The following is a 13,463-nucleotide window of genomic DNA, read 5'->3' as shown; positions in this document are numbered from 1 at the left end:
TCAAGTTCTAACACGCAACCAAGCCGCAGACTGAGTCCAATACTTCAACAGGAGTTTTCAGGATGTCTCATTTTGCCAATCAAAAACCGCTGGTGTATGCCTGTTCAGGCTGCTCAAACGTAGCACAACTGACCAATGATTTAGCGGTTGTGCTGGACAGAGAAGGGATCGCCGAAATGTCTTGTATAGCAGGGATCGGCGGCAAAATTAAATCTCTGGTCAAAGTCGCACAGTCAGGGCGGCCGGTGCTGGCACTGGATGGCTGCCCACTAAATTGCGTGCGTCAGACACTGGCTACCGTGAACGTCATTCCGACTTGGCACATTGAAGTCACTTCCTTTGGTTATAAAAAATCGCGACAAGAAGATTGTACTTTAAGTGCCGCCTATGAATTGCTGCAACATATTCAGGGCGAGTTGCTGTCAGAACCTCATGCGGGCTTGCACTGAATTCTGCAAAATTTACGTGGCTTTATCACAACAACAATTCTGTTGTTTCATGATACTGAAACTCTGCCACTGGCTTTGTAATGCATCAAATATCCTGAGCTGGTGCCATGGTAAATCCTGAGCACCCGATAGCCACAACATGGCCCATAGGGCTTGTTGCACGCCAATCAGTCCAACCACCGGTGCAAAAATCCCGGCCTCCAGACAGGTTAACTGTTGTTCGCCGAACAGTCTGGATACACAACGATAACAAGGCCCGCTACCGTCATTTTTGAAGCAGCAGAGCTGACCTTCGAAGCGGATAGCCGCAGCGCTGATTAATGGTGTTTGTGCCTGCACGCAAGCATCACTGATTTGTTGGCGGATAACCAAATTATCTGTGCAATCAAGCACCAGGTCATGGCGCCCAACCAATTCTGTTAAAAGGTCTTCATCAGCAAACTGACAAATCGCTTCGATACGAATGTCCGGATTTTGCTGTGAAAGCCAATGTGCTGCGGTTTGTGCCTTAAATTTACCGATGTCTGCGTTGGTGTATAAAATCTGGCGCTGCAAATTCGTCAGATCAATCGTATCACCGTCAACCAGGGTTAACTGCCCTACACCACCGCTGCATAAATATGGCGCCGCCGCACAGCCTAAGCCACCCATGCCTACCAGCAAAACTTTACTGTTCAGCAATCGTTCCTGCCCATCTAAGTCGACAGCTGGCAGCATAATTTGCCTGCTATAACGGCGGGTTTGCTGCAAAGAATCCAAGCTTACCATTGGACTAACCATGGCATTATTCCTTATCCGATAAAGTAGTTGCAGCTAATTGTGTCAGCTTTTCACTATGTTTCGCAGACTGCTTGATACCGAGCTTTAAGGCGAGCTTATGCAAATTACTTGGGTCCAACGCCAACTTCCTGGCAGCAATTGACCAATTTGCATCGCTAGTTTGTAACGTAGTCACAATCATCTCACGCTGAAAATGCGCAACTGCCGCTTTTAACCCTATGCCAGATGGCAGCTGGATTGTAGTTTCAGACGGACCCTCTCGACATTGCATGGTCGACTCCGTCGGACTCTGGCTAAAAGCCGATGGTTCACTCAGCTCCAACAGTGATGGCGTCAAAGTAATGATATCCTGCCGGCTCGCCCCTTGTGACAGAGCTTTTAGCGCAGCCCGACTAATGCAGTGCTCTAATTCACGCACATTTCCGGGCCAATGGTAAACCTCGAGCGCTTGTGCGGCGCTAATGGATAAACGCAGTGCCCGCACGCCAAGCCTCACCCGGTTCAGTTCCAGGTAATGGCCCGCCAGCAAGACGATATCGCCTTGCCGCTTACGCAGTGGTGGAATATGGATGGGATAAACCGACAGCCGATGGAATAAATCAGCACGAAAATTGCCGGCAGTAACTTCTGCTGCCAGATCACGGTTTGTGGCTGCCACTACTCTAACATCCACACGGCGGCAATCATCACTGCCTAGCCGCTGAATGTCGCCGTTTTGCAGGACTCGCAACAGCTTGGCTTGCACGGACAAAGACAACTCACCTATTTCGTCTAAAAATAATGTTCCGCCATCCGCATGCTCGAACTTACCAAGTCGGTCTTGCACTGCTCCGGAAAATGCGCCTTTTTTATGGCCGAATAACTCACTTTCAGCCAAGGTTTCCGGCAATGCGGCACAATTGACATAAATCATCGCTTTTTGCTTTCGCGACGACTTTTGTAGCAGCCGTCTGGCGAACAGCTCTTTTCCCACGCCGGTCTCGCCAGATAACAACACCGGTAATTCAGTACGAGCCACCGTATCAAGCTCGGAAAGCACAGCTTTGAGCTCCATGCTTTGACCAATCAGCTCCTGGGTGTGCTCAATTTTGCTGTCAAAAGGTAGAGGTTGGTTAATACCTGCGATGCGGGCTTGTCGCAGTTGGTTTTCCAGTTGACCAATCCGGATAATGGCTTCAACCAACAAAGAGAAGCGCTGTAACTCCAGCACCGTCAGCCGGCTGAAAGTGCCGGCACTTAGCGCATCGAGCGTCAACACGCCCCAACATTTCCCCTCAACATAAAGGGACACCCCCATACAATCGTGCACCGCTAAGGATTGCCCTGCATGAGATTCAACCAAGCCATCATAGGGATCCGGTAAACTGGGGTCTGGCGGAAAATGCACAATTTGCCGGGTGGCGACTAACTGCGCCAGACGTGGATGCTGAGACACTTCAAAGCGGCGGCCCCGAACTTCTTCAACCAGACCAATGAATGCGACCGGTTTTAATGTTTCTTGTTCAAGCTGTAACAAAGCGACTGCATGACAGCCAAAATGCATTTTAAGCGTTATAACCAGACGCTCCAGGCGCACCGCAACGGGCAATTCAGTGACCAAATCGGCTATCAAACTTTCATCCAGCATCTATTCAGTCATCCTATTGCTTAACTATTGCTAAGGGGGCCTGCAGGGTGATTTATACCCAGCTGGGTCATTCACACCATGACGATTCAGGGTTGATTTTACCCGACCTCAATAAAACTCTATATAAATCAAAGGTGGTAGTTCTGGCCCAAATTTTGACTGTATAAAGCGTCCGGCTGTGGTTTTGTAAAATGAAACCGGCCTCACTTTTTCAATTAGTTGCGGAGTAATGTCATGATCCATGCAAATCAAAGTCTTGGCCAGTTGGCGACCAGTATCCCGGGGGCTACCGGCGTTTTTCATCAATACAAACTCGACTTTTGTTGTGGCGGGTCCAGAACCTTGGCAGAAGTCGCTGCGGAACGGGGTTTGGATGCTACAGAAATCATCACCAAACTCAGTGAACTCCAACAACAAATCACCACCCGGGATTGGCGCTTTGCAAAACCTGCAGAGCTGGTGCACCATATTTTAGAACGCTTCCATGCTAAACACCGTGAGCAATTACCAGAATTAATCCGGCTGGCCCGACGGGTCGAGACCGTCCATGGCGACCATACAGAATGCCCAACCGGCCTTGCAGAACATTTAAGTCATATGCAGCAAGAGCTGGAAAGCCATATGATGAAAGAAGAACAAATTCTGTTTCCAATGTTGTGCAACGGCTTTTACCCCGCGGGCCCAATTCATGTGATGCAACACGAACATTTACAGCATGGCGATGCTCTGGGCGACATGCTCAAACTCGCACATCAGCTGCAGTTGCCGGATGGAGCCTGTAATACCTGGACGGCCTTATATCTGGGCCTGAATGAGCTCAAAGAAGATTTGATGGAACATATCCTGCTTGAAAACGAAATTCTATTTGTAGAGCCTGTCAGCCAAAAAGGCAGCTGCTGTGGTTCCTGCCAATAAGTTCCTGCGCTGACTAGCGGGCACTAGTGGCCGTGCAACAATCTTGGTGCGTTCTCGCACCAAGATTGTACAGAAAACGACTAACCACGACTTCCACCACCTGCCAAAAAATTATTTTTACTGTATTTTTTCAAACACTTAAAACACCCCATGACTACTGGCATAAAAACTGAATAACCAAACTGCCAGCAAAGTTCTGGCGCACTAAAGATGTCACAGCAAAGACGCTGATAGGCCCGCTCGACGGCAGCCATCAGCGTTTTTTTTTGCCTGTGATTTCTCCAGACAGATACCGGAGGCATGATTTGAAACAACTAATGAAAAAAACGACTCTGTGGATAAGCGGCATCTTGTTGACTCTGCCCCTGTCCGGCATCAGTGCCGAAGCTGAAAAGCAGCAGCTTAAACTGGGATTTGTCAAACTGACCGATATGGCACCACTGGCGGTGGCCTTAGAACAAGGATATTTCGACGATGAAGGATTGTCTGTCCAACTGGAAGCCCAACCGAACTGGAAAGTATTGCAAGATCGGGTACTGGATGGTCAGTTAGATGCAGCCCACATGCTGGCCGGCCAAGTTCTGGCCAGTCAGGCAGGTATGACTGGCACTGAGAAGCTGCAGACAGCACTGGTATTGGATCTGCACGGCAATGCCTGCACGCTCAGCAGCCAAATCTGGCAACAACTGTCCGCCAAATCAACACCGCAAATTCCGCTGGATGCCAAAGCGCTGCAAAGCATTCCCACCCAGCTCAAATTTGGCATGGTGTTCCCGGTCTCCAGCCACAACTATGAACTGCGTTACTGGCTGGCCGCAGGGGGGTTACATCCTGGCTTTTATGCACCTAAAACCGGTGACAATTCGGGTCAGCTCGATGCCGATGTGTTGATTTCTGTGGTGCCGCCTCCTCAAATGCCTGCAGCGCTTGAATCTGGCACCGTCGCTGGTTTTTGTGTTGGTGAACCCTGGAATCAACAGGCCGCAGCCCGAAAACTTGGTGTCCCGGTGATTAGCAACAGTGACATTCGCGGTTTTATGGCGGAAAAGGTGCTGGGCGTTAACAGCCGTTGGGCCGCAAAGCACCCGGTCACGCATCTGAAGTTAGTCAAAGCCTTAATCCGCGCAGGCGCCTGGCTGGATGAACAGGACAATAAAAACCGCTCTGAGGCTGCACAAATGATCTCCGCCGCGCACTATGTCGGTGCGGATGCCGCCATCATCAAACGCAGTATGACCGGTCAGTTTGAATTTGCTCCGGGCGATATTCGAAAAGCACCTGATTTTAATGTGTTTTTTCGCCATCACGCCACCTATCCATTTTACTCCGACGCCATATGGTATCTGACACAAATGCGCCGTTGGGGCCAGCTGAGCGAAGCCAAAGCGGACAGCTGGTATCAGGCCACCGCAAAGGCTGCTTTTGACACCGTTTTGTACCAACAAGCTGCAAAAGCGTTGATCACTGAAGGCAAATTCAGCAGCACGGATTTCCCAGACTTTACCAAGGAGACTGGCATTAAAGCGCCGGAACGCTACAAATTTGCCGACAACAAAGCCTTTGATGCCAATAAACCGAATCAGTACCTGCTGCAATTTGATATTGGTTACAAGGACTAACAGATGATTATTCAACTGAAAAACTCGATGCCAGCCAGCGCTATTGCCAGCTGGCAGCCAAAACTACGGGAACTCTTACGTCAGGGCAGTCTGACACTGGCCGGCCTTGCTATCTTTGTCTTGTGCTGGGCGGCTTTAGCGGCAAATTTGCAGACATCATTGGGTCAGTTTCCCGGGCCCACTGCTGTGGCCGTTCAGTTCAAAGCCTTAATAGCTGAACATCAGGCAGAAAAAAGCCGGGAGCAGCTGTTTTATCAGCGCCAGCAGGAGCGTTTGGAGAAAAACCCAGAGGCGGTGCGTCGGCCTTATAGTGGTCGCCCCACTTTTTTCAGTCAAATTCAAACCAGTTTACAAACGGTGCTAAGCGGCTTTTTGCTCGCCAGTCTGTTTGCAATTCCGGCCGGTGTGCTGATTGGCTTAAGTCCGCTTTGCTACAGCGCTGCCAACCCGCTCATCCAGTTGCTGAAGCCAATATCACCGCTGGCCTGGCTGCCCCTCATTACTATTGTGGTCAGCGCCAGTTATCCGGCAGACGGGTTACTGAGCCGTTCCTATCTGGTGTCGGCCCTGACGGTAGCGCTCTGTTCGTTGTGGCCCACGCTCATCAACACCATTGTGGGTGTATCGCAGGTGCCGGCTGATTTACAAAACGTCAGCAAAGTGTTGCGGCTCAACTGGTTCCGCCATGTGCGCGCAATTGTGTTGCCCTCTGCTGTACCGATGATTTTTACCGGTTTACGCCTGTCGCTGGGCATCGCCTGGATGGTGCTGATAGCGGCAGAGATGCTGGCGCAAAACCCCGGCCTTGGCAAATTCGTCTGGGACGAATTCCAGAACGGTTCCAGCGATTCGCTGGCGCGTATTTGTGTCGCTGTCGCAGTGATTGGTTTGATTGGTTTACTGCTGGACAGGCTGATGCTCAGCCTGCAAAAAGCAGTCAGCTGGGACAAAAGTGTGCAGCTGCGCTGATCCGTCAGTATTCAGTGGCCCCTGTTTAAAAGAGGAATTGTCATGCAAAAACATCTGGAACTCAGTCAGGTTGGTATTAGTTTCCCAACGCCAAAAGGCCCTTTTGTCGCGCTGCAGAATGTCAATCTGAGCATCGCCAAAGGCGAAATCATCAGTCTGATTGGCCACTCCGGCTGCGGCAAATCGACGGTGCTCAATATCATTGCGGGTTTGTTAAAAGCAACCGAAGGTGGCGTGATTTTAAATCACAAAGAAGTGAACGAACCGGGGCCGGAACGCGCCGTGGTGTTTCAGCACCACTCGTTATTGCCCTGGTTGTCGGTCTATGAAAACGTTGCTTTGGCAGTGCGTCAGGTGTTTGCCGGCAAAATGACCAAAAGCCAGATGCAGGACTGGATAGAACACAATCTGGCACTGGTGCAGATGAGCCACGCCCGCGATAAAAAGCCGGCGGAAATTTCCGGCGGTATGAAGCAACGGGTTGGTATAGCGCGCGCTTTGGCAATGCAGCCACAAGTGTTGTTGATGGATGAACCTTTTGGCGCTCTGGACGCGCTGACACGGGCGCATTTGCAAGACAGTGTGCAACAAATTCAGGCAGAACTCGGCAATACAGTGATCCTCATTACCCACGATGTGGATGAAGCCGTGCTGCTGTCCGACCGCATCGTAATGATGACCAATGGCCCCGCGGCAACTGTGGGCGAAGTGCTGCAGATTGATTTGCCGCGCCCGCGTGACCGGCTGGCGCTGGCAGATTGCCCGAAATATAACCACTACCGGCATCAGGTTTTAAGTTTCCTGTATGAAAAGCAACGCAAAGTGGAGCCGCTGCCCGTTGCTTCTGCAAAAGCCAGCCAGGACAAACGACTCATCAAAGAGGAGGCGCGTGCATGACGGCGCACAGTCACCATTCAACTGCCTATGATCTGATCATTATTGGCTTTGGTATGGCAAGCCATCGGCTGTTACAGGAACTTGGGCAGCTGTCGCTGGCGCCCAAACGTATTCTGGTGCTGGGGGAAGAGACATTACCGGCTTATAACCGGGTATTGCTGCCACAGTTGATCGAAGATAGCAGTACCGATATATCTCTGCCTGCGCTTAATTTTGGTCAAAACATCGTCACTGTGTTGTCAGATGAAAAGGTTGTTAGCATTAGTCGACAGACGCAACAGCTGCACACCGAGTCAGGCAAATGTTTTGTGTACCGGAAATTGGTGTTTGCCACCGGCTCTGCTCCTGTGTTTCCGGATTTTTGCAACGAGGAAGACATCGCAGGCAGCGGAATGTACGGACGCATGTTGGCACTGCGACACACTGGCGATGTGGCAAAGATCAGCGAATTTCCAGCTGGCAGCCATATCGTCATTCAGGGCGGTGGCTTTATTGCACTGGAAACTGCCGCAGCACTCAGTGCGCATTATCGGGTGTCTGTTTGTCACCGCGGTCCGTATTTAATGAACCGGCTGTTGGATGAAACCGCCTCGCTGTTGTTACAAGCGTCCTTAGAACAGCGTGGTATTGAGGTCTTACTGCAAACCGAGATTAACGGTGCCAAAGCAAGCCCGCACAAACTACAGCTCGCACTGTCCGGACCTGCAGGTTTACGCACTGTCGCTGCAGAGTTGCTAATTGCAGCGCTTGGGGTAAAACCGCGTTGCGAACTGGCGAAGCTGGCCGGCATCAACACCAACCGGGGCATTCTGGTAAACCACCAGATGCAAAGCAGTGATCCTGATATCTTTGCCATCGGAGAATGCGCAGAATGTAACGGCGAAACAGTCGGCTTAGTCGCGCCGGTGTACCAGCAGGCGGTTGTGCTGGCGCAAGTGCTGACCCGGCCAGTTCTATCCGGCCAGACACATGCGCGGTATCAAGCCAATACCAGCGCAACCAATCTAAAAATCAGTGGTCTTGCGATTAGCACTGTCGGTGACATTGGTGCACTGCTTAAAAATACGAATCCCGCGCTAAACAGTTTGGTATATCAAGACCAGCAACAAGGTGACTATCGGCGAATTTGGTTGCTCAATGGCCAGTTGCAAGGCGCAGTTTTATGTGGGGATACCAGCCTCATTCAGCACTATCAACAACTGATGCACGTACCGCAGACAACAAGCCCTGCAGCTGGAACAGAGGACTGGTTGAATACGTGGTTGTTTCAGGTTGCTTGATTCGAAACCAATGCTCTTTCAGCCCGTTCTGTCCGCTGCCGGCCTCTTGCTGCATGCATGCTTGCTTCGCTTTCGCTATGTACGCCTCAGATTTTCAGCATTGGCGCATGCTGCAATAATTGCCTGATTTCAGGTAAACAAGAGCCACAGCCGGTGCCGCATTTGAGCTGTTGACCCAAACTGGCGCTGCAGCGCGCCCCTTTTGTGATCGCCTGTTGGATACTCTGTTGTCGGACCTGAAAACAGCTACAGACCAGTGCTGAACAATCTCCGGCTTCCAGCGGCGCACCGCGCAATAACTGGCGTCTTGTTGTTGCTGTGAGCAGATTAGCAAAACATTGGTCAAGCCAGGCACGATCCAGCGCCGGCAATGTCGGGCCGGCATAAAGCAAGGCTTGTAACTGATCATCCTGCACATAAGCCTGACGCCAGTGCTGCGGTGCCTGTGCCTGGATTTGTTCTGGCGGTGCGCCTGCCGCAGACTGCTGAATAGCAGAGATTAACTGATGACTGATTAAACTGATGAGTTGCGCCAAGGCGTTAGCCGGCACTGTCAGTGCCATTCTGTATTCAGTCATATTGGCATGGGGCACAGTCACGACATAACTGCAAAGCCCATGTAGCTGAGGCAGTAAGTCCGGCTGACGGCTGAACAGAACCAGTTCTGCACTGACAACCAGCTTTTTTAACTGCACCTGACCTTGTTTAAAGGCCGGCTGGCGGGAGATAGGATCCCGGCTGTCATCGTAGAGCACGTCACAACGCGACAAAAAGCCAAACTGACCACTCCAGTGCATCGGGACAAACAATTCACCGCAACGCTGTGCATCGGTCAACTGGGCACGGCCACGAAAAATGCCCAATGCGTTCGACAACTCAACCAAATCACCGTCTTTGAGCTGATAGCGCCGGGCGTCATTTGGATGCATGGCGACAAAGGGCTCACTTTGATGTTGCATCAACGCAGGAACCCGCCCGGTCCGGGTCATCGTATGCCATTGATCCCGGATCCGGCCGCTATTGAGCACAAAGTCGCCTCCTTGCCTTGGCAAAACCTCTAGCCCTGATAACGGCACCAGCTTTGCTTTACGATCTGCCGTATAGAACTGGCCATTGGCAAACAAGCGGGCGCTGTCATAGCCAACCTGCGGCAATGGCCATTGTTGTGGTTGCCAGGCATCATAAGCTGCGTCAGACATGGCACGGCACGCAGTTAAGTCCAGCGCACGTCGGCCGTTGTTACATAAAGTGGTTAATGCCGCATGTTCACGGAAAATTTGTGCCGGGTTCTGGTAGTTAAACCCGTGCGCAAATCCAAGTGCTTTGGCGACATCACAGACAATCTGCCAGTCCGCTCTGGCCTCTCCGGGGGCTGGTAAAAAAGCGCGCTGACGTGAGATGCGCCGTTCGGAATTGGTCACTGTGCCATCTTTTTCTGCAAAACCGAGGGCCGGAAACACAATATCGGCCTGGGCAACCGTATCCGAGTCCTGATAAATATCGGAGACCAAAACCAGTTCACAGCGCTGCAACGCCTGCTTCACCAAATCAGCCTGCGGCATACTGACCACAGGATTGGTAGCCATGATCCAAACTGCTTTAATTTCACCGCGGCCAATAGCAGCAAACAAATCGACGGCGGTATAACCGCCTTGTTGCACCAAATCAGGCGCACGCCAAAACTGTCGCAGTGCTTGCCACTCTGCATCCGGGGTTTCGTCAATTCCGGTCAGCTCAGACGGAAAACGCAAATGGCCGGCCAATTGGTTGGCCAGCGCACCCACTTCCCGGCCTCCCATCGCATTGGGCTGCCCTGTCACCGACAACGGACAAGCGCCAGGTTTACCGATACGGCCAGTTGCGAGATGAACGTTGATGATGGCGTTGACTTTGTCAGTGCCATTGGCGGCCTGATTGATCCCTTGAGAAAATACAGTCACTGTCCGGGCTGTTGCGCCAAACCACTGAAAAAAAGTGGTTAAATCAGACACTGGGACGTCGCAGTAGTCAGCCAGTTGCGCGATGTTCAGCCAACACTGTGCTGCCTCCAAGGTTTGCGTCAGGCCAGTACAATGCTGCTCTGTAAAATCGGTATCGAGCTGACCTTGCCGGGCTAGATAGGCAAGCAGGCCACTAAACATTGCGACATCTGTCCCTGGCCTTATTGGCAAAAATAAGTCAGCAGATTCAGCGGTCGCCGTGCGCCGGGGGTCAATCACGACGATTTTTTTGTCTGGGCTTACCGCTTTCGCCGCCAGCAGGCGCTGAAAAAGGACCGGATGCGCCCAGGCCAGGTTGCTGCCCACCAACACGGTCAGGTCGGCCAGTTCCAGATCTTCATAACAGCCCGGCACGACATCCTCGCCGAAGGCTCTTTTGTGCCCCGCCACGGTAGACGCCATACATAAGCGCGAATTGGTATCCAGATGGCTGCTGCCGATAAAGCCCTTCAGCAACTTGTTGGCGACATAATAATCCTCAGTGAGCAGCTGACCACTCAGATACATCGCCACACTGCCGGGGCCGTGCTCAACGATAATTTTTTGCAAGCGGGACGCAGCCGTGGTCAGCGCCAACGGCCAGTCTGCCGGCATGCCGTCGACCACCGGCTGCAACAACCTGCCCTGAGTATTCAGGGTTTCAGCCAATGCAGTGCCTTTGACACATAACCGGCCAAAGTTCGCCGGATGTAGCAGATCTCCGGCAATGGTTGCACTGCCTTTGTTGCTGACAACACCGCAGCCTACGCCACAATAAGGGCAAGTACTGTGGGTATTCTGGGGGGCGTGAGACTGCATGCGTTGCTCCAAAACAAAAAAGGCGCCGCTGCCGACTGTTTTGTCGGCGAAGGCGCCTTTACCGGAATAAGAATGTCCCCCAACACAGCATATCTGATGCCAGTTATTAAGTGATTGATTTGTATAGAAGTGATCGAGTGCTTTGCTGCACATGTGGTTCAGGCTGGTGCAGTGCTGCCCCATTTTTGTACATCTGGCGACCGGAGCCAGCAACAATTTCATATATTTCTATATTTTTCATAAACTTAATCTACGGCATTAAAATTGAAAGCCTAGAGAAAACAGTCATTCTGATTGGCAATGAGGCCAACTGCCGGAACACCGGTGGTTGGCCTTTTTGTTTTTGCACGCTCTACCCACAAAGAGGTAATGAAACTGCCCAGAGAAGGCAATGACGGCCGGAGCACCGGACTTTTACAATACAAACAACGCCGAGCCCTACTGTGCTAACTCAGGGATACCTGACATGCCAGAGCGGCCGTGGCAATCATGCCACCGGGCCTGACTGGAAACGGTCTGACCTCCCCACTTGGAAAGGTGTCGATTTATGCTGCAAGACTCATTCGAACGCCGGTTCAGCTATTTACGTTTATCGCTGACCGAAAGCTGCAATTTCCGTTGCAACTATTGCCTGCCTGATGGCAGCGCTTGTGACAATAAAGCGGCTGAACTGACGCTGGCTGAAATTAAGCAATTGGTCCAAGGCTTTGCCCATGCCGGCACCACAAAAGTTCGGCTGACAGGCGGCGAGCCAACCTTACGCCGCGACTTATGCAGCATTATTGAAACGGTGCGGGCCACCGACGGCATCACCCAAGTTGCCCTGACCACCAATGGCTATCGTTTGAATAAAGACATCCATCAATGGCTGGACGCGGGCCTCACTGCGCTGAATGTCAGTGTCGACAGCCTGGATGCAGATACTTTTCATCTCGTCACAGGTCAGGACCGGCTGCCGGATATCCTGGCCGGCATTGACCGCGCCCTCGCACTGGGTTTGCAAAAAGTCAAAATCAATACCGTATTATTGCGCCAGTACAATGGCCGCTCGTTAAGCAGCTTTCTTGAATTTGTCCGCGATAAACCGATCAGCTTGCGTTTTATCGAACTGATGCAAACGGGCGATAACGGTGCATTTTTTAAAACGCAGCATGTCAGTGGCCAAAGCATTATCAGTCAGCTCACTGCCGCCGGCTGGCAACTTATGCCAAGGTTGGCCAACGCAGGCCCAGCGCTGGAATATGCCCATCCCGACTATCTGGGCACTATTGGCCTTATCATGCCTTACAGCGATCACTTTTGCGATGACTGCAACCGACTACGTGTCTCCAGCACAGGCCAGTTGTTTTTATGTTTATTCGCCGAACAACATCAGAATTTACGCCATTTGCTGAACCAGGATAACCCGGCTGCAATTGTCGAATTTCTACAGGCACAACTGCAATTCAAGCCGTTCAGTCATCAACTGGCGAAAGCGCAGACCGGTCAGACCCGGCAACTCGCTATGATCGGAGGTTGAGGATGCCTCAGATAACTAAGCCAGCCTTTTCAGTTCTGGTGCTCAGTGGTGGGAAATCGAGCCGGATGGGACGAGACAAAGCTTTGCTGCAACTGGATGGTCAAACTTTGTTAGAGCGCAGCAAACGACTGGGCGAGGCGCTTGGTGCGCAACAAGTGCTGGTCAGCCGTAATGAACCCGGTTTTATTCAGGACTTGGTCCACGACGCCGGTCCGATGGCAGGCATTGCTGCGGCACTGCCTCATTGCCTTACAGACTGGTTATTGGTATTGCCGGTTGATATGCCGCTGCTGACGCCTGCCGCGCTTAAACCTTTGTTTTTAAGTTCATGTCCAGCAGGCAGCTTTATCGAAGCCTTTCCGTTACCGGTTTTACTCGGAAAAACGGACGAGTTACAACAAACTCTGGCTACTACGCTGTCAGATCCAACGGCAAAGCGCTCTTTACATCAGGCCTGGACAAAGCTGGGGCTGAGACCACTCCCCCTGCTAGCGCCTTTTGCATTTCAAAACTGCAATGACCCGACAAGCTTTGCCAGTATTCATAAACTTCTATCGCCAGATAATGCCCGTCAACTGGGAGTTACACATATATGCAGTTAATTATCAGG

General features: G+C 51.7%; 11 protein-coding genes and 1 riboswitch. Of the genes, 8 read left to right on the top strand and 3 right to left on the bottom strand.

What is annotated here, in order from left to right; all coding sequences use genetic code 11:
• Positions 1-62: 62 nt before the first annotated feature.
• Entirely contained in the window at positions 63-449 is a 387-nt protein-coding gene (locus ACFFJP_RS02455; RefSeq protein ID WP_377240127.1) for a putative zinc-binding protein, read from the top strand.
• A 12-nt stretch (positions 450-461) separates the two neighbouring features.
• On the opposite strand, the gene ACFFJP_RS02450 is transcribed toward ACFFJP_RS02455, so the two are convergent.
• Positions 462-1,229, bottom strand: coding sequence for a HesA/MoeB/ThiF family protein (locus tag ACFFJP_RS02450; protein WP_377240125.1), 768 nt, complete (start codon positions 1,227-1,229; stop codon positions 462-464).
• A gap of 4 nt (positions 1,230-1,233) precedes the next feature.
• Positions 1,234-2,856 (bottom strand): nitric oxide reductase transcriptional regulator NorR, encoded by a 1,623-nt coding sequence (gene norR, locus ACFFJP_RS02445; protein WP_377240123.1) that lies wholly within the window; start codon positions 2,854-2,856, stop codon positions 1,234-1,236.
• A 234-nt stretch (positions 2,857-3,090) separates the two neighbouring features.
• On the opposite strand from norR, the gene ytfE reads away from it, so the two are divergent.
• From ytfE to ACFFJP_RS02420, 5 genes are all read left to right on the top strand, one after another.
• Positions 3,091-3,771, top strand: coding sequence for an iron-sulfur cluster repair protein YtfE (gene ytfE, locus ACFFJP_RS02440; RefSeq protein ID WP_377240121.1), 681 nt, complete (start codon positions 3,091-3,093; stop codon positions 3,769-3,771).
• Positions 3,772-4,076: 305 nt separating this feature from the next.
• Entirely contained in the window at positions 4,077-5,390 is a 1,314-nt protein-coding gene (locus ACFFJP_RS02435; protein WP_377240119.1) for a CmpA/NrtA family ABC transporter substrate-binding protein, read from the top strand.
• 3 nt (positions 5,391-5,393) lie between these two features.
• The gene (locus tag ACFFJP_RS02430; RefSeq protein ID WP_377240116.1) at positions 5,394-6,359 is read left to right on the top strand and encodes an ABC transporter permease; all 966 of its coding nucleotides are present in this window, start codon (positions 5,394-5,396) and stop codon (positions 6,357-6,359) included.
• A gap of 42 nt (positions 6,360-6,401) precedes the next feature.
• Positions 6,402-7,256: an ABC transporter ATP-binding protein gene (locus ACFFJP_RS02425; RefSeq protein WP_377240114.1), complete on the top strand. Its 855-nt coding sequence runs from the start codon at positions 6,402-6,404 to the stop codon at positions 7,254-7,256.
• A complete protein-coding gene (locus tag ACFFJP_RS02420; protein ID WP_377240111.1) occupies positions 7,253-8,536 on the top strand; it encodes an NAD(P)/FAD-dependent oxidoreductase in 1,284 nt (427 codons plus the stop codon). The genes ACFFJP_RS02425 and ACFFJP_RS02420 overlap by 4 nt, the downstream gene beginning before the upstream one ends.
• A gap of 86 nt (positions 8,537-8,622) precedes the next feature.
• Here the strand turns inward: ACFFJP_RS02420 and ACFFJP_RS02415 are convergent, their stop codons facing one another.
• Positions 8,623-11,334 (bottom strand): nitrate reductase, encoded by a 2,712-nt coding sequence (locus ACFFJP_RS02415; protein WP_377240109.1) that lies wholly within the window; start codon positions 11,332-11,334, stop codon positions 8,623-8,625.
• A 418-nt stretch (positions 11,335-11,752) separates the two neighbouring features.
• Positions 11,753-11,890, top strand: a riboswitch (molybdenum cofactor riboswitch).
• Here ACFFJP_RS02415 and moaA point away from each other — a divergent pair.
• Positions 11,882-12,853 (top strand): GTP 3',8-cyclase MoaA, encoded by a 972-nt coding sequence (gene moaA, locus ACFFJP_RS02410; protein WP_377240107.1) that lies wholly within the window; start codon positions 11,882-11,884, stop codon positions 12,851-12,853. Its footprint overlaps the riboswitch before it by 9 nt.
• A gap of 2 nt (positions 12,854-12,855) precedes the next feature.
• Entirely contained in the window at positions 12,856-13,455 is a 600-nt protein-coding gene (locus tag ACFFJP_RS02405) for a molybdenum cofactor guanylyltransferase (RefSeq protein WP_377240104.1), read from the top strand.
• Positions 13,456-13,463 lie beyond the last annotated feature (8 nt).

It is taken from the genome of Rheinheimera tilapiae (assembly GCF_042432165.1).
Classification (GTDB): Bacteria; Pseudomonadota; Gammaproteobacteria; order Enterobacterales; family Alteromonadaceae; genus Pararheinheimera; species Pararheinheimera tilapiae.
The sequence above is the reverse complement of the archived record's forward strand: the minus strand, read 5'-3'. Positions and strand labels throughout refer to the sequence as shown.